Source organism: Bacillus xiamenensis (genome assembly GCF_001857925.1).
GTDB classification, from domain to species: Bacteria; Bacillota; Bacilli; order Bacillales; family Bacillaceae; genus Bacillus; species Bacillus xiamenensis.
On record NZ_CP017786.1, the window covers coordinates 2,829,089 to 2,849,247 of the forward strand.

At 42.4% G+C, this 20,159-nt stretch carries 17 protein-coding genes and 1 riboswitch; of the genes, 15 read left to right on the forward strand and 2 right to left on the reverse strand.

Annotated elements, in window-relative coordinates; translation table 11 throughout:
• Positions 1 to 38: 38 nt before the first annotated feature.
• Positions 39 to 962 (reverse strand): ribonuclease HIII, encoded by a 924-nt coding sequence (gene rnhC, locus BK049_RS14400; RefSeq protein WP_008355990.1) that lies wholly within the window; start codon positions 960 to 962, stop codon positions 39 to 41.
• A gap of 135 nt (positions 963 to 1,097) precedes the next feature.
• On the opposite strand from rnhC, the gene zapA reads away from it, so the two are divergent.
• From zapA to BK049_RS14470, 14 genes are all read left to right on the forward strand, one after another.
• Complete coding sequence (gene zapA, locus BK049_RS14405) at positions 1,098 to 1,355, forward strand: cell division protein ZapA (protein ID WP_008355989.1); 258 nt, start codon at positions 1,098 to 1,100, stop codon at positions 1,353 to 1,355.
• A gap of 7 nt (positions 1,356 to 1,362) precedes the next feature.
• On the forward strand, positions 1,363 to 1,896 hold the full coding sequence (locus BK049_RS14410; protein ID WP_071168811.1) for a CvpA family protein: 534 nt from the start codon (positions 1,363 to 1,365) through the stop codon (positions 1,894 to 1,896).
• 114 nt (positions 1,897 to 2,010) lie between these two features.
• A complete protein-coding gene (polX, locus tag BK049_RS14415) occupies positions 2,011 to 3,723 on the forward strand; it encodes a DNA polymerase/3'-5' exonuclease PolX (RefSeq protein WP_008355985.1) in 1,713 nt (570 codons plus the stop codon).
• Positions 3,724 to 3,744: 21 nt separating this feature from the next.
• The gene (locus BK049_RS14420; protein ID WP_071169238.1) at positions 3,745 to 6,102 is read left to right on the forward strand and encodes an endonuclease MutS2; all 2,358 of its coding nucleotides are present in this window, start codon (positions 3,745 to 3,747) and stop codon (positions 6,100 to 6,102) included.
• Between the two features lie 14 nt (positions 6,103 to 6,116).
• Positions 6,117 to 6,521 carry a DUF350 domain-containing protein gene (locus BK049_RS14425; RefSeq protein WP_008355981.1) on the forward strand — a complete coding sequence of 135 codons (405 nt, stop codon included), beginning with the start codon at positions 6,117 to 6,119 and terminating at the stop codon, positions 6,519 to 6,521.
• Positions 6,522 to 6,684: 163 nt separating this feature from the next.
• Positions 6,685 to 7,140: an Imm63 family immunity protein gene (locus BK049_RS14430; RefSeq protein ID WP_071168812.1), complete on the forward strand. Its 456-nt coding sequence runs from the start codon at positions 6,685 to 6,687 to the stop codon at positions 7,138 to 7,140.
• 101 nt (positions 7,141 to 7,241) lie between these two features.
• On the forward strand, positions 7,242 to 8,951 hold the full coding sequence (locus BK049_RS14435) for an AMP-binding protein (protein WP_071168813.1): 1,710 nt from the start codon (positions 7,242 to 7,244) through the stop codon (positions 8,949 to 8,951).
• Positions 8,952 to 9,125: 174 nt separating this feature from the next.
• On the forward strand, positions 9,126 to 9,710 hold the full coding sequence (locus tag BK049_RS14440; RefSeq protein ID WP_071168814.1) for a fatty acid metabolism transcriptional regulator FadR: 585 nt from the start codon (positions 9,126 to 9,128) through the stop codon (positions 9,708 to 9,710).
• Positions 9,711 to 9,735: 25 nt separating this feature from the next.
• Entirely contained in the window at positions 9,736 to 10,515 is a 780-nt protein-coding gene (locus BK049_RS14445) for an enoyl-CoA hydratase (RefSeq protein WP_071168815.1), read from the forward strand.
• Between the two features lie 31 nt (positions 10,516 to 10,546).
• Positions 10,547 to 11,320: an electron transfer flavoprotein subunit beta/FixA family protein gene (locus tag BK049_RS14450; protein WP_008355971.1), complete on the forward strand. Its 774-nt coding sequence runs from the start codon at positions 10,547 to 10,549 to the stop codon at positions 11,318 to 11,320.
• Positions 11,321 to 11,363: 43 nt separating this feature from the next.
• Complete coding sequence (locus BK049_RS14455; RefSeq protein ID WP_071168816.1) at positions 11,364 to 12,341, forward strand: electron transfer flavoprotein subunit alpha/FixB family protein; 978 nt, start codon at positions 11,364 to 11,366, stop codon at positions 12,339 to 12,341.
• A 446-nt stretch (positions 12,342 to 12,787) separates the two neighbouring features.
• Positions 12,788 to 13,102: a thioredoxin gene (gene trxA, locus BK049_RS14460; RefSeq protein WP_007501629.1), complete on the forward strand. Its 315-nt coding sequence runs from the start codon at positions 12,788 to 12,790 to the stop codon at positions 13,100 to 13,102.
• Positions 13,103 to 13,240: 138 nt separating this feature from the next.
• A complete protein-coding gene (gene uvrC, locus BK049_RS14465) occupies positions 13,241 to 15,013 on the forward strand; it encodes an excinuclease ABC subunit UvrC (RefSeq protein WP_071168817.1) in 1,773 nt (590 codons plus the stop codon).
• Positions 15,014 to 15,074: 61 nt separating this feature from the next.
• Positions 15,075 to 15,252: riboswitch (Lysine riboswitch) on the forward strand.
• Positions 15,253 to 15,383: 131 nt separating this feature from the next.
• Entirely contained in the window at positions 15,384 to 16,619 is a 1,236-nt protein-coding gene (locus BK049_RS14470) for an aspartate kinase (protein WP_071168818.1), read from the forward strand.
• A 200-nt stretch (positions 16,620 to 16,819) separates the two neighbouring features.
• On the opposite strand, the gene BK049_RS20010 is transcribed toward BK049_RS14470, so the two are convergent.
• Positions 16,820 to 18,568 carry an ABC transporter ATP-binding protein gene (locus BK049_RS20010; RefSeq protein WP_071168819.1) on the reverse strand — a complete coding sequence of 583 codons (1,749 nt, stop codon included), beginning with the start codon at positions 18,566 to 18,568 and terminating at the stop codon, positions 16,820 to 16,822.
• A 129-nt stretch (positions 18,569 to 18,697) separates the two neighbouring features.
• Between BK049_RS20010 and BK049_RS14480 the strand changes: the two genes are divergently transcribed.
• A complete protein-coding gene (locus tag BK049_RS14480) occupies positions 18,698 to 20,155 on the forward strand; it encodes an ABC transporter permease (RefSeq protein ID WP_008355961.1) in 1,458 nt (485 codons plus the stop codon).
• Positions 20,156 to 20,159 lie beyond the last annotated feature (4 nt).

Genomic DNA, 20,159 nt, shown 5'->3' on the forward strand with positions numbered 1-20,159 from the left:
GCTATGGCCTTTTAAAAGGGCTATAGCTCTTTTTTAAATTATAACCATTTTTTCGCTTTCTGGGTGTTGGCAAAATGCAGCTTTGTAAATTGGCGTAAAGCATCTTCACCGTGCAGTTTGATGAGCTTTGCGGCCGCCTTGTCGACATGAGGACCGGCTCCTTTTGGAATGTCAAAGCCTGCTGCTTTAGATAATTTATCCATCTCAATTAAAAAGGCGTATCTTGCGATAATTGAAGCCGCAGCAACTGATAAATGGATGCCTTCTGCTTTTGTACTAAAATACGTACGCTCCCGGATGATCTTTTTCCCCGCTAGGTGCTTGAAATAAATGCCGGGTTCTGCAAATTGGTCAATGAGAATAGCCTCTGGCTTTTTCCCATCCAGTTTTTCTAGTACGGAGGTGATCACTTGGTTATGAAGCAGCGCCTTCATTTTTCCTTGGCTCATGCCATTTTCCTGCATCGCATTGTACTTTTCATTCCGAAGAACGAGAAGGCTGAACGGAATGGTCTTGATCAAGTCTTTGGCAATGTTGATAATCTGCGGGTCCTTTAGCCCTTTAGAGTCTTTCACCCCAAGCTCTTTCATCAGAGCAAGCTGACTGGAATCAACATAGGCCGCACAGACCGTAATCGGTCCAAAATAATCACCAGTACCGACCTCATCTGAACCGATAACCGACATGGAAGCAATGCCGGGCGGCGGACTGTATTGTGTGGCAGAAGGTGTTTTTTTACTTTTTGTTTCAGCTGCTTGTAAATGATTGAACTGACTTGCTTCGGCTTCTGCCTTTTGTCCTTGAAACAGCACTTTTCCAGATTTGTAGGCTGTAATCGTACAGCCAGGAACCTTTGCTTGAAAGAGGGCGCCTGGCGGCAGCGTGTCAGTTAACTGTTGAGCATACACGTTCTTCATTTTCTTCATGTCTTCTGATGTTGCTTTTAAGACGGATTGTGGCACAGTGGATAACTCCTTTTTTACCTTGATAGCATTGATTTCTAAAGTGTACCATAACAGGGAAGGGCTCGTCTTTCCATTCAATGTCTAAACATGTTATGATAGAGACTAGGATTCTCGTGGAATGGAGGAGAAACGTTGTCTGACGGCGGTAAAACGAAAACAACAGTTGAGATTTATGGACAGTCCTATACGATCATCGGTCAAGAAACGAAGATGCATATGCGACATGTTGCTTCAATTGTTGATGATAAAATGAGAGAAATGAATGAAAAAAATCCATATCTTGATATAAACAAATTAGCTGTACTGACAGCAGTCAATGTCGTCCACGACTACTTGAAATTAAAAGAGCAATACGAAAAACTAGAGCTTCAGCTTAAAGAAAAGGAATGAAATTACCGTGATCGATATCATCATTTTGTTTTTGCTTCTTATGGGAACGCTTGTCGGTCTAAAACGCGGGTTTATTCTTCAATTTATTAAATTGATTAGCTTTGTTGTTTCTATTTTAGTGGCTTCGATGTTTTATCAGTCACTTGCCCCACAGCTTACGTGGATTCCAGCGCCTAACTTTAGCGGTGGTCAAGCGCAGCTCGCTTTCTTTAGTGGGAATATAGAAACAGCTTATTATAATACCATTGCGTTTATCATTCTGTTTATCTTGACAAAAATCCTGCTCGCCATCATTGGCGGATTGCTCACAACCATTGCAAGTATTCCTGTGATTAAACAGGTGAACAAACTGCTTGGCGGTGTTTTAGGATTTGTTGAAACATATTTATTTGTGTTTATTCTATTGTTTGTCGCTGCATTACTTCCAGTCGATGCGCTGCAAACAATGATGAGCAAATCAATGTTAGCAGATGTGATCGTAGGCCACACCCCTTATTTGTCCGGTCTTGTCAAAGACTTATGGACGACGTATGGCGTTTAAAAACTTCTCCTTTCTTGGAGAAGTTTTTTCTCATTCCATGACGGAAAGTTGTGGGATGAAGGAAAAGTTTGTATATTTATAAAGGAAGATGCCAAAGCGGCTGGAGGATGAGACATGAATAAAAAAGATATTATAAAACTTCTTGAAACCATTGCAATCTATATGGAACTAAAAGGAGATAATCCTTTTAAAATATCTGCCTTTCGTAAAGCGGCAGCGGCACTTGAACAAGATGACCGCAGTCTTTCTCAAATAGATGATCTATTAGCATTACCTGGCATTGGCAAAGGCACCTTTGCTGTGATCACAGAGTATATGGAAAAAGGACAATCAGAAACTCTCGAACAATTAAAAAAGGAAGTGCCTGAAGGGCTTGTTCCGCTTTTAAAATTGCCAGGACTAGGCGGGAAGAAGATCGCTAAGCTGTACCAAGAACTTGGTGTACACGATGCACAGTCTTTAAAAGAAGCATGTGAGGCTGAGAAAGTTCAATCACTCGCTGGCTTCGGTAAAAAAACAGAAGAAAAAATTCTTGCAGCCCTTGAGGAAGCGGGAAAGCAACCTGAACGACTGCCAATTGGCTTTGCATTAGATGTTGCAGAGCGGATTGATGATGCGCTGAAACGTATGGAGGGAATCATTCGTTTTTCAAGAGCGGGCAGTTTAAGACGTGCGCGTGAAACGGTCAAAGATTTAGATTATATCATTGCAACAAATGATCCTGAACAGGTCAGAGAGCAGCTCGTTGCACTTGATGATGTAAAAGATATCATTGCAAGCGGTAATACGAAAGTATCTGTCATTCTTGCGCTTGATTTTGAGATCAGTGTAGACTTCCGTCTTGTCACAACAGATCAGTTTGCGACAACGCTGCATCATTTCACTGGCTCAAAAGATCATAACATTCGCATGCGCCAGCTTGCCAAGGAGCGCGGAGAACGTATTAGCGAATATGGGGTTGAAACGATTGAAACGGGCGAAGTGAAAACATTTGAAGACGAAAGCGCTTTTTATGCACATTTCCAGCTTCCGCTCATTCCCCCAGAAATTCGTGAAACCGGAGCGGAGATTGATTCGTATAAAGAAAGTATGCAATTTGTAGAACTGAAAGATATGAAAGGCGACCTTCACATGCACTCAACATGGAGTGACGGCGCATTCTCTATTCGTGAAATGGCAGAGGCATGTATTGAAAAAGGTTATGAATACATGGCCATCACAGATCACTCTCAATATTTAAAAGTGGCAAACGGTTTAACGAAAGAACGTTTGCGTCTGCAAGCAAAAGAAATTGATCAACTCAATCAGGAATTGGAGCATTTTCACATTTTCAAAGGGGTCGAAATGGACATTCTGCCGGATGGCTCATTAGATTATGATGATGACTTTTTAGCAGACATGGATTTTGTGATCGCCTCGATCCATTCTAGCTTCTCTCAGCCAGAGGAAGTCATCATGGAGCGTCTTGAAAATGCCTTAAACAATCAGCATGTGGATTTAATTGCCCATCCAACAGGCCGTTTAATCGGCAGACGGGATGGTTATGCCTTAAATATTGATCAGCTCATAGAGCTTGCGAAAAAAACGGGCACTGCATTGGAGCTCAACAGCAACCCGTCGAGACTTGATTTGAAAGCAGAGCATTTAATGAAAGCAAACGAAGCGGGTGTGAACATCATGATCAACACAGATGCGCACAACATCGCTATGCTGGATCATATGGAAGTTGGTGTAACAGCTGCAAGAAAGGGCTGGACACCAAAAGCAAATGTCGTGAATACATTTTCTCTCCATGAGATGAAAAAGTTTTTAACGCGTGACAGGTAGTCGTTAGGAGGCTGGACCATGCTGCAACAAAAAGTGTTGGCATCATTAGAATTTCATAAAGTAAAAGAAAAAGTCATGTCCTATACTGCATCCACTTTAGGAAAAGAAAAAGCGCAGGATTTAACACCGCTCACGGATATCGAAACCATTCAGCATTTGCTGGAAGAGGTAGCAGAAGCGCAAGATGTGATCCGCCTAAAAGGATCAGCGCCGTTTGGCGGCTTAACGGATATTAGACGAGGCGTCAAACGAGCACAAATCGGCAGTACATTAAGTCCTCTTGAGCTGATGGAAATCGCAGGGCTATTATATACAACCAAAAATATGAAGCACTTTCTCACGTCTATGTATGAAGATGGTGTCGACATACCACGTCTTCATACATATGCAGAATCACTTATTTTACTGCCCGAAGTCAGAAAAGAAATCGAGAGCTGTATCGGTGATAATGGAGAAGTGCTTGATCACGCAACACCGGCACTTCGCACAATACGAACGCAATTACGAACACTAGAATCAAAAGTACGAGATAAATTAGAATCCATGATTCGATCACAATCTGCTTCAAAGATGCTCTCAGACACCATTGTGACCATACGGAATGATCGTTTTGTCATTCCGGTGAAACAAGAGTACCGCTCGAATTACGGCGGGATTGTTCATGATCAGTCTTCTTCAGGAGCCACTCTTTTTATTGAGCCGCAGGTGGTCGTGGACTTGAATAATACCTTGCAGCAAACTCGCTTAAAAGAAAAGCAAGAGGTCGAAAAGATTCTGCAAATGCTGACAGCAAGTGTATCAGAGCACATTGATGAACTGCTGCACAATGTGAATGAACTTCAGACATTAGATTTTATCTTTGCCAAAGCGAAATATGCAAAAGCAGAGAAAGCCACAAAGCCTTCCGTCAATGAGCAAGGGGAGATTTATTTAAAACGAGCAAGGCATCCCCTATTGCCCCGCGATCAGGTCGTGGCAAATGACATTGAGCTTGGTAAGGATTTTTCAACAATCGTCATTACTGGACCAAATACAGGTGGTAAAACAGTCACGTTAAAAACACTCGGGCTCCTGACTCTGATGACGCAGGCTGGTCTTCATATTCCAGTCGAGGAAGGATCAGAAGTGGCTGTATTCGACCAAGTATTTGCCGATATTGGAGACGAACAGTCCATTGAACAGAGCTTGAGTACGTTCTCATCTCATATGGTCAATATTGTGGATATCTTAAAGAATTTGACACCTCGTTCACTCGTGTTATTTGATGAATTAGGGGCAGGAACAGATCCTGCTGAAGGTGCGGCACTTGCAATGAGCATCTTAGATGAAGTTCATCAAACAAATGCGCGCGTCATTGCAACGACTCACTATCCTGAGCTGAAGGCATACGGGTATAACCGAGAAGGGGTCACAAATGCGAGTGTCGAATTTGACATTGAAACCTTATCCCCAACATATCGCTTGCTCATTGGTGTGCCTGGACGAAGTAATGCATTTGAAATTTCCAAACGTCTTGGTTTACCTCATCATCTGATTGACAGAGCAAAAGCGGATATGCATGCAGAGCATAATGAAGTAGACCAAATGATTGCTTCATTAGAAGCCAGCAAGAAGAAGGCAGAAGAAGAACTGCATGAGACGGAAGTCTATAGAAGAGAAGCTGAGAAGCTTCATAAGGAACTGCAAAGACAAATCCTTGAATGGAATGAACAAAAGGACAAGCTGCTTGAAGAAGCCGAACAAAAAGCGGCAGAGAAAATTGAACAAGCAGCAAAAGAAGCAGAAGACATTATTCAAGAGCTGCGATCCATTAAAAGTGAGCATCGTTCGTTTAAAGAACATGAACTCATTGATGCGAGGAAACGTCTTGAAGAAGCTGTCCCTGAGTTTGACCGGAAGAAAAAACCAGAGCCAGTGAAAAAAACATCGAGACAGCTAAAGCCAGGCGATGAAGTCAAAGTGCTGACGTTTGGCCAAAAAGGAACGCTGATCGAACAAACGGGTAACAAAGAATGGAGTGTCCAAATGGGCATTCTGAAAATGAAAGTCAAAGAAAAAGACATGGAATTTATCAAATCAGCACCGGAATTTAAGCAAGAGAAGGCCATTACGGCAGTGAAAGGGAAAGACTATCATGTATCGCTTGAGCTTGATTTAAGAGGAGAGCGTTATGAGAATGCTTTAAGCAGAGTCGAGAAATATTTAGATGATGCTGTATTAGCTGGCTATCCGCGTGTGTCGATTATTCACGGAAAAGGAACTGGCGCCCTAAGGAAAGGGGTCCAGGAATTATTAAAACAGCACCGCAGTGTGAAAAATGCTCGTTTTGGAGAACAAGGCGAGGGAGGATCAGGCGTCACCATCGTCGAATTAAAGTAAAAAGGAGAAAACGCATGAAAGCCTTTTGGGAAAATGAACTTGTGGAAATTGCCGCCTATTACAGTGTGGCCGTCCTATGTTTAGTCTTATTTCTAACCATTTTTGAACTCGTGACCTCCTATAAAAACTGGGAAGAGATTCAGCGGGGGAATTTAGCGGTTGCCATGGCAACAGGCGGGAAAATTTTTGGGATTGCAAATGTGTTTCAACATTCCATCGCACAGCATAACTCTCTTCTTCAAATGGTTGGATGGGGCGTGTACGGCTTTGTGATGCTGCTTGTCAGCTACTTCATTTTTGAATTTTTAACACCAAGATTTAAAGTAGATAAAGAGATTGAAAATGATAATAGAGCGGTCGGGTTTATTTCACTCATGATTTCAGTTGGGCTGTCTTACGTAGTAGCAGCCGGCATTTAAGGAGACGACATGGAAAAGTTAGCCAAAGTATTAATCATCGTTGCCTGCACTTTTGCGGTCATTGGTGCTGTTTACATGTTCCTGTGAAATGAAGCATACTTTCTAGAAAGCTGTCAGGGAAAGCCTTGACAGCTTTTCACTCATTCAAAGGCGGCGAATCAGAATGAATCACATCCTGCAAAAAGACGAATTAATCAAGCACATTAAAACATGTCTCAAAAAGACAGCCCTTCCCCAAGACATATATGAACCTTATATTGCACGCCCCTTTCAAACGACGGGGTTTTTTGATGATTTGAGTCCATACATCGAGATTGAATCACATGGCTATATCCTCATTCAATATGAACGAGGAGTCAAAGTGCTTAATAAAAGAACAAAAGAGGCGGATGAAGTCATTTACTGGATTTTAGAAGATACCATCTTTCTCACTGTCTACCTAGACATGATGAGACAGTACCAAGTTGATAACATCCAAACACATTTACCTAATGACCCCAGTATTCATCAACAGATCGTGGAAAGAGTCAATGAGGCATTCCGTGCGATCGGGGGATTATATGAGAAGTGGCATCATGAAGGGAAAAGAGCATCTATAGAAACACAGTCGAAAAAATAAAGGTGCGCAATGGAACCAAGCCCTATTTGAAAAAAGCAAACTGCCCTAAGGAAAAGTTTGCTATAATAAAATAGTACGAAAGTTCAGGAAGGAGGGTTTTTATGCAGTCAGATAAACGATGGCTTCTGTATTATCCGAATCAAATTCCCCACGAACTCACCATTCCAAATGAAACCTTACAATCTTACTTATTCAGCTCCGCAGAGGCAGCACCAGAGCATATAGCCATTCATTTTTTAGGAAAAAACATCACCTACCAGCAGTTACAAGAAGACGCGCTCAAATTGGCCAATCACCTGATTGAAATCGGTGTGAAAAAAGGCGACAGAGTAGCGATTATGCTGCCAAACTGCCCGCAATCGGTCATTTCTTATTATGCGGTTTTAATAGCAGGCGGTATTGTGGTTCAAACAAACCCGCTTTATACAGAGAAAGAACTAGAATATCAAATGGAGGACAGCGGCTCAAAGGTGCTGATCACTCTCGATTTATTGTATCCAAAGGCCTATAAAATGAAAGCGCTGACAAGTATGGAGCACTTGATCATCACTAAATTACAAGATTATTTGCCATTCCCAAAAAACATACTGTTCCCAATCGTGCAGCGAAGAAAAAACAACATGGTCATTCAAGTCGAGAAGAGTGATTCCATTCATCACTTCTCACAGATCATGAAAGAATCGTCAGGGGAACGAATTCCGCAGCTATCCTTTGAACCGAAAGAGGATATTGCCGTTTTGCAATATACAGGCGGAACGACCGGTTTACCGAAAGGGGTCATGCTCACACACGAAAATATTTTAGCCAATACAGAAATGTGTGCATCCTGGATGTATAAAACGAACCGAGGAAAAGAACGGATTCTTGGCATCATTCCTTTTTTTCATGTGTACGGAATGACCACTGTATTGAACCTTGCAGTCAAAGAAGGGCATCAAATGATTCTTCTTCCGCGTTTTGATGTGGCTGATGCCCTCAAAACCATTGAAAAACAAAAACCGACGCTGTTTCCAGGAGCACCAACGATGTATATCGCCCTGCTTCATCACCCAAACATTGAAAAATATGACCTATCCTCGATCACGGCTTGTCTAAGCGGATCGGCAGCTCTTCCTGTTGAAGTCAAACAGAGCTTTGAAAAATTAACAGGAGGAAGGCTGGTAGAGGGGTATGGCCTTTCAGAAACATCACCCGTCACTCATGCCAATTTCTTATGGGGGGAGAACAAAATAGGAAGTATTGGGTGCCCTTGGCCGAATACAGATGCCGGTATTTATTGCGAGGAAACGGGTGGACTCAAAGAGCCATATGAGCACGGAGAGATCATCGTCAAAGGTCCTCAAATCATGAAAGGGTACTGGAATCAGCCAGAGGAGACAGCGGCAGTGTTAAGAGACGGCTGGTTTTTCACTGGAGATATCGGATATATGGATGAGGATGGTTTTTTCTATATCGTAGACCGGAAAAAAGATGTCATCATCGCGAGCGGCTATAATATTTACCCAAGAGAGGTCGAAGAAGCCCTTTATGAGCATGAGCTTGTACAAGAAGTCGTCGTGGCAGGTATTCCAGACCCATACAGGGGAGAAACAGTGAAAGCCTTTGTTGTTCCGAAAAAGGATGCCTATTTAACAGAAGAAGAACTTGATCGTTTTGTCAGAACGAGAATTGCCTCATTTAAAGTGCCGCGTGTGTATGAATTTAAGGAATCCTTGCCTAAAACGGCTGTAGGAAAAATCTTGCGCAGAGTGTTAATTGAAGAAGAAAAAAGAAAGCAATCAGCTTCATCTGAAGCGCCAGTCGATCAATGAGAGAACGAACGAGCGTCATCCGGTCCATGGGCCGGATGATTTGAATTGTACGTGTTAGCTTTGGTATGCTAAAGGTTGAAAAGAAAGAAGAACATCTCTTGACAAATCAATCGTTTCTTTTTAACATAAAGTTATGAATGAATAATCATTCAATTTAGAAAGGGACGAAGCACATTGAATCAGAAAAGACCGAAGTACATGCAAATTATTGATGCAGCAGTTGTGGTGATTGCAGAGAACGGCTATCATCAATCACAAGTTTCAAAGATTGCCAAACAAGCAGGGGTAGCAGACGGAACGATTTATCTTTATTTCAAAAACAAAGAGGATATTCTGATCTCATTATTTAAAGAAAAAATGGGGCAATTCATCGAACGGATGGAAACAGATATTCAAAAGAAACCGTCTGCCAAAGAAAAGCTTCATCTATTGATTCAGGAACACTTTCGCCTGCTTTCGCAAGATCATCATTTGGCCCTTGTGACACAGCTGGAACTCAGACAGTCAAACCTTGAGCTGCGGCAAAAAATCAATGAGGTGCTGAAAGGGTATTTAAATATGCTCGACTCGATTTTAACAGAAGGAAAGAAATCAGGAGAATTCAGACAAGATTTAGATGTCCGCTTAGCGAGACAAATGGTATTTGGGACGATTGATGAAACCGCTACAACATGGGTGATGAATGATCAAAAGTATGACCTTCCTGCACTCGCAGAAAACGTACATGATCTTCTCTTAAACGGAATACATCAATCTTAAAGACAATTGAAAAAGGATGATTGACATGGAAAAGATACTCAGCTTACATCAAGAAGGACAGACAGCGCTCATTACGATTCAACATCCGCCTGCAAACGCCTTATCTTCTCAGCTCCTCACTGAACTCAATGACATGTTTGACGAGCTCGAACAAAACAGTGAAGTGAGAGCCATTGTCATCCATGGAGAAGGAAGGTTTTTCTCAGCAGGTGCTGATATTAAAGAATTTACGACCTTACAGAAAGAGTCTGATTATGCAAGCCTTGCAGACCGAGGACAGCAAGTGTTTGAACGAATTGAACAATGTTCAAAGCCTGTCATTGCCTCCATTCACGGGGCAGCGTTAGGCGGTGGCCTTGAACTGGCGATGTCGTGTGATATTCGAATTGCAACAAAAGATGCGAAACTTGGACTGCCGGAGCTAAACCTCGGTATCATTCCAGGATTCGGCGGAACGCAGCGCCTGCCTCGCTACGTTGGTTCTGCTAAAGCACTTGAAATGATGGGAACCGCTGAGCCGATTACAGGAGAAGAAGCATTTGCCTGCGGACTTGTTTCAAAACTTGCGGAAACAGAGGAAGAAGCGCTGGAAGCAGCCAAAACACTGGCGGCAAAATTTGCAGCAAAAAGCCCTAAAACGCTTGAGTATGTACTTGAGTTATTGAATGCAGCAAAAGTGTATTCATATGATGGCGGAATGAAGCTGGAAGCGAAAAAGTTTGGTGAGGTGTTCCAGTCGAATGATGCCAAAGAAGGCATCCAAGCCTTTATCGAAAAGCGCAAACCGAATTTTAAAGGGGAGTAAGGGATCAGTACGACACAAGGGGGAGAAATGAATGAATATATTTGTTTTGATGAAGCGTACGTTTGACACGGAAGAGAAAATTTCGATTCAGTCTGGTGCCATTCAAGAAGATGGAGCAGAGTTCATTATTAATCCTTATGACGAGTATGCAATTGAAGAAGCGATTCAGCTCCGGGATGAGCACGGGGGAGAAGTCACTGTTGTAACAGTTGGCAGTGAGGATGCGGAGAAGCAGCTAAGAACAGCCCTTGCAATGGGCTGCGATCAAGCCGTTCTAATCAATGTTGAAGACGATTTGGAGGAGTGGGATCAATATTCCGCTTCTACTATTCTCTATCACTATTTCAAGGATAAAGAACCTTCCTTGATTTTAGCAGGGAATGTAGCGATTGATGGCGGGTCTGGACAGGTGGCCCCGCGTCTTGCTGAATTACTCGGTTTTTCATATGTCACAACGATTACAAGTATTCAAATTGATGGCGGCTCCGCTTCCATTGAACGAGATGCAGAGGGTGATGTAGAAGTGATTTCTGCCGAGCTTCCGCTTGTGGTCACAGCGCAGCAAGGTCTCAATGAGCCTCGTTATCCATCGTTACCAGGAATCATGAAGGCGAAGAAAAAGCCTTTAGAGGAATTGGAACTAGATGATTTAGATCTCGATGAAGACGATGTGCCATATAAAATCAAAACAATCGAACGTTTCTTACCGGAGAAAAAAGAGGGGGGCAAGGTGCTGAGCGGCGAGCTTCAGGATCAAGTCAAGGAACTGACCGATCTGCTAAGAAATGAAGCAAAAGTCATCTAAACATCCACTTTATCAATCACGAGAACAAGGGGGAGCATGAAAGATGAGTAAAAAAGTTGTTGTACTTGGAGAAAGTCGTGACGGTAAATTAAGAAACGTGACATTTGAAGCGATTGCTGCCGCTCACAAGGTGGCGGATGGCGGTGAAGTAATTGGCGTTTTAATAGGGGATAACGTCAAAGAGCAAGCGGAGGAACTGCTGTATTATGGTGCGGATCATGTGATGATTGTGGAGCACCCGCATCTTTCTTATTATACGTCTGATGGTTTCGCGCAGGCGCTTCAGGCGATATTAGATCAAGTCAATCCAGATGCAGTGCTCTTTGGTCATACGTCTATCGGAAAAGACTTGTCACCAAAAATAGCCGCACGCCTGCAAACAGGTTTAATTTCAGATGCAATAGGTGTAAGCGTTACCGGTGAGCATCTTGTTTTCACTAGACCGATTTATTCAGGGAAAGCCTTTGAAAAAGTCATTTCGACAGATCGTCTGCTGTTGGCGACCATTCGGCCAAACAACGTGCCGCCGCTGGAGCGGGATGCGTCACGAAGCGGAGAAGTCATGCCAGTTTCTGTCGATATTCAGAACCTGCGAACAATTGTGAAGGAAGTCATTAAAAAGACGTCAGAGGGCGTCGATTTATCTGAAGCAAAGATCATTGTCGCAGGAGGGCGGGGGGTCAAGAGCAAGGAAGGCTTTGAGCCGCTGAAAGAACTTGCCCAAACGTTAGGTGCAGCAGTTGGTGCTTCGCGTGGTGCATGTGACGCTGACTACTGCGATTATGCTCTGCAAATTGGTCAAACTGGAAAAGTTGTTACACCTGACCTTTACATTGCGTGCGGGATTTCAGGAGCGATTCAGCATTTAGCGGGCATGTCTAACAGCAAAGTCATTGTGGCGATTAACAAAGACCCTGAAGCCGAAATCTTCAAAATAGCTGATTACGGAATTGTTGGTGACTTGTTCGAAGTCGTTCCGCTTTTAAATGAAGAGTTAAAAAAGATGAATATCCACTCGTAACGCTCATCCACCCAGAATGCCTAGGTATTCTGGGTTTTTTGTATGTCATCCTGAAGCAAAGGCCCGCTGAAGGGATTTGCATAGAGAAAAAGCCATCAGTCAATTGAGCCTCAAGTTCGCCCAATCTGCTAATGGTCAGCGTCCTACGGCTCGAACTCCCATCTAACCCAGTCATCAAGATGACTGGCGACCTAGCTTGTTCGCATATTTCTATGTTTGATGAGAAGAATGTTGGGGCAACATACATGGTAAATGAAGCGGAAAGGGAGTTATGTCATATGCTTAGAACCATTCTGATGATCATCGGTGCGATTGTTGTCATTGGTGCGATTATACGGTTTATTTTTTAATTCATTTCATAAAAAATGATTCGTAAGCATTTCATTCGCAAGTCACATGGGTAGATGCTATACTAAAAAGCATAATTTACATTGGAGGAATGAATAATGGCAATCGTAAAAGCGACTGACGCAACATTTTCACAAGAAACTGCAGAAGGTGTTGTTCTTGCAGACTTTTGGGCACCGTGGTGCGGACCTTGTAAAATGATCGCTCCAGTTCTTGAAGAACTTGATCAAGAAATGGGCGATAAAATGAAAATTGTTAAAATTGATGTGGATGATAACCAAGAAACTGCTGGTAAATACGGCGTTATGAGTATCCCAACACTTCTTGTTTTAAAAGACGGAGAAGTCGTCGAAACGTCTGTTGGTTTCAAACCAAAAGAAGCACTAGCTGAGCTTGTCAACAAACATCTATAAACCGATTTTGCCCATGCGGCATAATCCCTAAAGCGGTTCTCGTATAGTCGAGAGCCGCTTTTCTTTCAACATGGTATAAAACAAATGTTCGTGATACACTAGAAGGAGTGAAAGAGGAAAACAAGGACGGATGAAAATATGAACAAATTGATCAAAGAAAAGCTGTCAGTCTTACCTGATCAACCAGGCTGCTACTTAATGAAAGATAAACAAAATACGGTCATTTATGTAGGGAAGGCAAAGGTATTAAAAAACAGGGTGCGGTCTTATTTCACTGGATCTCATGATGCCAAGACGCAGCGGCTTGTCGGTGAAATTGAAGACTTTGAATACATTGTCACAACTTCCAATATTGAGGCGCTCATTTTAGAGCTGAATTTAATTAAAAAGTATGACCCGAAATATAACGTCATGCTCAAGGACGACAAAACGTATCCTTTTATTAAAATTACGAATGAACGGCATCCGAAGCTGATCGTCACCCGCAATGTGAAAAAGGATAAAGGAAAATACTTCGGTCCATATCCGAACGTGCAAGCAGCTCGAGAAACGAAAAAGCTGCTCGACCGCTTATATCCGCTTAGGAAATGTGCAACACTCCCTGACCGCGTCTGTCTTTATTATCATCTTGGCCAATGTCTCGCCCCGTGTGTGTATGACATTTCTGAGGAAACGAATAAGCAGCTCGTGGATGAAATCACAAGGTTTCTAAACGGAGGGCATCAGCAAATTAAGAAAGAATTAACTGAGAAGATGCAAGAAGCGGCTGAACAACTAGAGTTTGAGCGGGCAAAAGAACTGAGAGATCAAATCGCATACATTGACTCAACGATGGAAAAGCAGAAGATGACGATGAGTGACCTATCCGATCGTGATGTATTTGCCTATGCTTATGATAAAGGCTGGATGTGTGTCCAAGTTTTCTTTATCAGACAAGGGAAATTAATTGAGCGCGATGTCAGTTTGTTCCCTATGTATCAAGACCCTGAGGAAGAATTCCTAACGTTTGTGGGGCAGTTTTATGAAAAGAACAACCATTTTCTGCCGAAGGAAATTTTGGTGCCAGACAGCGTCGATCAAGAGATGATTGAGCAATTGCTTGAAACGAATGTTCATCAGCCCAAAAAAGGAAAGAAAAAGGATTTGCTTTTACTTGCACATCAAAATGCCAAAATCGCTCTCAAAGAAAAATTCTCGCTTATCGAGCGTGATGAAGAACGGACAATTGGGGCGGTTAAGCAGCTCGGCGATGCACTTAATATTTATATGCCCTACCGGATCGAGGCATTTGATAACTCCAATATTCAAGGAGCAGACCCAGTTTCCGCTATGGTTGTCTTTCAGGACGGGAAGCCATATAAAAAGGAATATCGAAAATACAAAATTAAAACTGTTGCAGGGCCAGATGATTATGCCTCCATGCGTGAAGTCATTAGAAGGCGGTATACACGTGTGTTAAAGGATGAGCTGCCGCTGCCAGATTTGATTTTAATTGACGGAGGAAAAGGACAGATCAACGCAGCCATAGATGTGCTCGAAAATGAATTAAATCTGTCTGTTCCTGTGGCAGGTCTTGTGAAAGATGAAAAACACCGGACATCGAATCTTATGATGGGTGATACGCTTGAAATTGTGGCACTAGAGCGTAACAGCCAGGCCTTTTATTTATTGCAGCGTATTCAAGATGAAGTGCACCGGTTTGCCATCAGCTTTCACAGGCAACTACGCGGAAAAAATGCATTTCAATCTATTTTAGATGATGTGCCAGGTATCGGAGAAAAACGTAAAAAGCAGCTGCTTAAACAGTTTGGCTCTGTGAAAAAGATGAAAGAAGCCTCTATCCAAGATTTTCAGGACGCAGGTATTCCGAAACAAACGGCTGAACTTTTAATGGAGGCATTAAAAAAATAGATTGTACTTTCTCCAAAAGTCTGTTAAAATGTGACTAATTTAATAAATGAACGTGTTGTTTGTTGAAGATAGAGGTGCGAACTTCAAGAGTAGGCCTTCAGAGATCGATGGGATCTAAGAAGAGGGCTGAAAGGGGAGCGTCGCCGAAGTGAATAAAATCCACTCATTTTATTCGCTGGCTGTACATTGAAGAAATGTAGGGCTGTCAAGAATTCATTTCTTGGAGGGCTATCTCATTGTTTGCATCGTTTGATGATGATTTTAAAGCAATGGGAGATTTGTTCTCTCATTGCTTTTTTATTTGCAGTGAACAGAGCAGTCTCCGCAGCCTCTTCTCTCACACGTGATCTTTTGAAAAAGGGTGGTAGACATGGGACTAATTGTACAAAAATTTGGCGGAACATCCGTTGGATCAACAGAAAAAATTCGCAAAGCCGCAGAGAGAGTCATCGCTGAACGCGAGGCAGGAAATGATGTGGTCGTGGTTGTGTCTGCGATGGGCAAATCAACGGATGTTCTAGTAGACCTAGCGAAAGAACTCACAGATGATCCAAGCAAAAGAGAAATGGATATGCTGCTCACGACTGGAGAGCAAGTGACCATTTCGTTATTGGCGATGGCACTGCAGGCAAAAGGCTATGACGCCATTTCCTTTACAGGCTGGCAGGCTGGGATGAAAACAGAGAAGGTGCACGGAAATGCAAGAATCGTGGACATTGATGAATCAAGAATCAAAGAGGAGCTAAGTGCGGGAAAAATCGTCGTTGTAGCAGGCTTCCAAGGGATTGCGGATGATCTACATATTACAACACTCGGACGAGGTGGATCAGATACGACGGCTGTGGCACTAGCTGCGGCACTCAAAGCGGACAAATGTGATATTTATACGGACGTACCAGGCGTGTTTACAACAGATCCGCGTTATGTGCCGTCTGCGCGAAAACTCGCAGGTATTTCATACGATGAAATGCTTGAGTTAGCCAATTTAGGAGCTGGCGTGCTGCACCCGAGAGCGGTCGAGTTTGCGAAAAATTACCAAGTCCCTTTAGAAGTCCGTTCTAGTATTGAAAATGAATCGGGGACGTTAATCGAGGAGGAATCATCCATGGAACAAAATTTAGTGGTAAGAGGAATTGCATTTGAAGATCAGATGACACGCGTGACGGTGTGCGGGCTTTCAAGCGGTTTAACAACATTGTCGACCATTTTTACGACGCTTGCTAAGCAAAATATCAATGTCGATATCATCATCCAGTCCGTCACAAGCACGAATCAGACGTCAATTTCTTTCTCTGTTAAAACGGATGATTTGTCCAAAACAGTGGAAGTATTAGAAGAATACAAAGGCGCACTTGGCTATGAGCAGATTGAGACAGAAAGCAAATTAGCCAAAGTATCTATCGTTGGTTCTGGTATGGTTTCAAACCCAGGCGTTGCGGCTGAAATGTTCGCCGTGTTAGCTCAAAAAGACATCCAAGTCAAAATGGTCAGTACGTCTGAGATCAAAGTCTCAACCGTCGTGGATCGTGAAGATATGGTGAAAGCGGTAGAAGCCCTTCATGATGCGTTTGAATTATCAAAGGTGAGCGCAGCAGCTCACTCTTAGCATGTAGACAAACCCATGCATTCTGTATCAGTCCTGCGTGCCGGTGTTCACGAATGTCAAATTCGCTCCGGTACGCGTCCTTCCTAGACTGCAAAGGTTTTCTATCACACTAAAAAGAAGACAAAGGGCTAAAATAAAGTTCATTTTAGCTCTTTGTCAACAATCTGAGAGGTGGCCCCGGTACAACGGGGACACCTTTTTTATTGTGCTTTTGGAATGGCAACCCAGTGATCTTTTGATATTTCTACTAGCTCTGCATTCTGTAAATCATAAATATCTTCGTCCATCTGTTCTGCCGAAACGAATCTTTCCTTCTTTGCTTCTACTTTAGGATCAGGTATAGGGATAGCTGAAAGTAGCGATTTTGTGTAGGGGTGCTGTGGATTGTTGTAAAGCTCCTCACTTTCGGCTAATTCCACAATTTTCCCAGCATACATCACTGCTACTCGGTCACTAATATGTTTCACCATCGACAAATCGTGTGCAATGAATAAATAAGTCAACCCAAGCTTTTTCTGAAGATCCTCTAACAAGCGTACAATTTGCGCTTGGATAGAAACATCAAGTGCAGACAGAGGTTCATCACATACTATCAATTGTGGTTTGACGGCAAGCGCCCTTGCGATCCCAATTCTCTGGCGCTGTCCTCCGGAGAATTCATGAGGATACCGATCGGCATGTGAAGGCTTTAGGCCAACCATCTCAAGCAGTTCTTCCACCCTTTTTCTCCTTTCAGTGTTGGTTGTGCTTAACTTGTGGAGATCAAGCGCCTGTCCGATAATATCCAGCACTTTAAAGCGAGGGTTTAGAGAAGAATAAGGGTCTTGAAAAATCATCTGCATATGCCGTCGCATCGTTTTCATTTCTTTTTTCGACAGACGGTGGATTGGAATGCCTTGAAATAAGATATCGCCATCTGTTGGTTCGTTTAAGCGAAGGATCGCTCGGCCAGTGGTTGATTTCCCAGAACCTGATTCGCCAACAAGTCCCAGTGTCTCTCCACGTTTAATCAAAAAATCAATCTGATCAACCGCTTTTAGTACATGCCCTTTACCGATTTGAAAGTGCTGAGATAATGATTTAACTTCCAGTAAAGCCGGGTGATGTCTGAAATGCATGGCATCAAAATCTTTCTTGTTTTTTTTCTTTTCATGTAAACGAGGCAAAGCATTGAGAAGCTGTTGTGTATATGCATGCTGAGGGTTCTCAAACAATTCTTCTGTTGTATTTGACTCGACAATTTTTCCTTCTTTCATCACAACCACCCGATCACACATTCCGGCAACAACACCCAAGTCGTGTGTGATGAAAATAATCGATGTCCCAAATCGTTCTTGAATATCCTTCATCACATGTAAAATTTGGGATTGCATTGTTACATCGAGTGCGGTCGTTGGTTCATCTGCGATAAGCAAGGCTGGCTGAGAGGCTAAAGCGATGGCAATGACGATTCGTTGACGCATACCGCCAGAGAATTCATGCGGATATTGCTGATAGCGCTCCTCACTATGCTGAATCCCTACAAGTTTCATAAGGTCAATGGCCTGTCGTTTAGCTTCTTCTTTTGAAAGCTTCTTGCGTTTGATCAAGCTTTCGGCGATTTGGGGGCCGATCCGCATCGTTGGGTTGAGAGAAGTCATAGGGTCTTGAAAAATCATGCCAATATCATGACCTCTTACAGCCTGCATTTCTTTTTCCGTTTTTGTTGTGAGTTCTTCCTCCTGAAAGGTGATACTTCCTGATTTTAAAAAAGAAGGAGGTGATGGGAGGAGTTGTAAAATGCTCCGGGCAGTTACACTTTTCCCGCTTCCTGATTCCCCAACAATACCAAGTGTTTCTCCTTTGTTTACTTCAAAGCTAATACCACGGACAGCTTCTAATTCGCCATCCCGTGTGTGAAAAGATATATGCAAATCCTTCACTTTTAAAAGAGGTACTAAATCCTTCAATTTTTCCCACCACCTGTATGATATGGATATTGACTTTCAAATAAAGCTAGCATAAACTTTACTATACCGGTCGGAATAATGCAATTAACTTTTTGGAACGAACATTCATGTGAAAGGGGGAACGATGGGGTGTCGAGAATGGTAACTGTAAAACTTGATGAGATTAGCGGCATTTCTCATTCATCTTGGGTAAGTCGAATATTTCAAGACATTCAATCACGCCGCTCATATCAATTATTGCTATGGATTGTTGGTTTACCCGTGCATTTGTGTGTGTTTTTTTATTATTTACATAAGAGTAAACAAGATTCATATCTTCACGTATTAGAAGAAGTGAAGGCTCGTTTAGAGGCTTCCGGCGCTAAAGAGGAAATGAGAGCGGATATTCAGCAGCAAGTGTTGAGAAAAAAAGAATTCTTTCATGAAAAAATAGATCCACATGAGATCGACAGATTCACTCTTCAGTGGACAGAAGAAACCTTTCAAAAAATAGTCAAATTGAAAGTTGAGGAAGAGCTAAAAAAACAAGGCCGGGCGAAAGTCTCGTTTCATACGGTTTTTGCTTCACTATTATCTAACCGACTTTTTCTTATGGTGACATTGGTTCCAGGCTTACCAATGTACATTCTGCTTTTTTTATACCGACATGCATTCTTGAAATATGTCATTGAACGGCTGCTTATGAGTGTATTGGTGATTATCGGTGTAGTCATTCTTGTCTTTACCATTCTCTATTTCTCTCCATTTGATCCAGCAGTAAATATTCTTGGAGAATCCGCAACAAAGGAGCAAATCGCCGCTTTTAATCACCTATATGGTCTAGATCAGCCATATATTCAACAGCTTTGGAATGCTTTAAAAGGACTTTTCACATTTGATCTAGGAAAATCGTTTACCGGAAATGAAGAAGTGGCAACGAGCATAGCGAATAAATTTCCTATCACGCTCACATTAGCTGTTTGGTCACTCGTCATGGCGGTTGTGATTGCCATTCCAATAGGGGTTATTTCTGCGACAAGACCATATTCATTTTTTGATTATTCGTTCATGTTTATCGCATTACTTGGGTTGTCCATTCCAAACTTTTGGCAAGGACTCATTTTCATTTTGAACTTTTCGATTAAATGGAACTGGCTTCCCGCCACGTATTCCCCAGAAAATTGGTTATCTTTACTCATGCCAGTCATCGTCCTTGGTACGGGGTTAACTGCCTCGATTGCTCGGATGACTAGGTCATCAATGCTTGAAGTTATCCATGAAGATTACATGATTACAGCAAAAGCAAAGGGGCTAAGTCAGCAGCATATTCTATGGCGACATGGAATTGGCAATGCTATGATTCCGATTATTACCGTCATTGGACTGCTTTTCGGCGGCATGCTTGGAGGAGCGGCTGTTACAGAAAAGGTATTCAACATTAGTGGTATTGGAAGTTATATCGTTGATAAGCAGTTTATCCCTGATATTCCGAGTATTTTGGGAGGGGTTGTATATGTGGCGATTACAATCTCCGTCGTAAATGTCATCATTGATATTTTATATGCATTTTTTGATCCTCGTATTAGATCAAAGATGAAACAATATTGAAGTA

Bases quoted from the DNA above. Each gene is read 5' to 3' on its own strand.
- BK049_RS14435 (WP_071168813.1), top strand. From the start codon at position 7,242: ATGCAGTCAGATAAACGATGGCTTCTGTATTATCCGAATCAAATTCCC.
- uvrC (WP_071168817.1), top strand. From the start codon at position 13,241: ATGAACAAATTGATCAAAGAAAAGCTGTCAGTCTTACCTGATCAACCA.
- BK049_RS14425 (WP_008355981.1), top strand. From the start codon at position 6,117: ATGAAAGCCTTTTGGGAAAATGAACTTGTGGAAATTGCCGCCTATTAC.
- polX (WP_008355985.1), top strand. From the start codon at position 2,011: ATGAATAAAAAAGATATTATAAAACTTCTTGAAACCATTGCAATCTAT.
- BK049_RS14430 (WP_071168812.1), top strand. From the start codon at position 6,685: ATGAATCACATCCTGCAAAAAGACGAATTAATCAAGCACATTAAAACA.
- BK049_RS14445 (WP_071168815.1), top strand. From the start codon at position 9,736: ATGGAAAAGATACTCAGCTTACATCAAGAAGGACAGACAGCGCTCATT.
- BK049_RS14470 (WP_071168818.1), top strand. From the start codon at position 15,384: ATGGGACTAATTGTACAAAAATTTGGCGGAACATCCGTTGGATCAACA.
- BK049_RS14455 (WP_071168816.1), top strand. From the start codon at position 11,364: ATGAGTAAAAAAGTTGTTGTACTTGGAGAAAGTCGTGACGGTAAATTA.
- BK049_RS14450 (WP_008355971.1), top strand. From the start codon at position 10,547: ATGAATATATTTGTTTTGATGAAGCGTACGTTTGACACGGAAGAGAAA.
- trxA (WP_007501629.1), top strand. From the start codon at position 12,788: ATGGCAATCGTAAAAGCGACTGACGCAACATTTTCACAAGAAACTGCA.